The following is a 396-nucleotide window of genomic DNA, read 5'->3' on the forward strand; positions in this document are numbered from 1 at the left end:
GGTATTTTTGGACAATATTCTTCGGGAACAGCAATTAACTGCTATTCGATGGCTCCTTCATTAGGAAATCGAGGAGGTGGTATTTTTGGTGGTAATGCTGTAAATGCGACAGCAACAAACTGTTATTCATTTTCTACAATTGTTGATAATGCAGGAGGAATATTTGGAGGATATTCATCGAATTGTAATGCATCAAACAGTTACAGTTTAGGAACTATAGGTTCTAATGCAGGTGGAGTATATGGAGGGAATTCATCAGGAGGTAGCGCAACTAATTGTTATAGTGCTAATGGAAATTGGGATAATGTGACTGCAAATAGTATTTTAACAGGGACTAATGGAACCATATGGAATACAATTTCTAGTCCATATAAATTAATCTCATTTGCAACTATA

1 protein-coding gene is annotated in these 396 nt (G+C 35.6%); it reads left to right on the forward strand.

Going from position 1 to position 396, the window contains the following annotated elements:
• A partial coding sequence (locus IU405_RS15535) for a hypothetical protein (protein ID WP_197439535.1) occupies window positions 1-396 on the forward strand: 396 nt, incomplete at both ends.

Source organism: Polaribacter sp. BAL334 (genome assembly GCF_015767435.1).
Classification (GTDB): domain Bacteria; phylum Bacteroidota; class Bacteroidia; order Flavobacteriales; family Flavobacteriaceae; genus Polaribacter.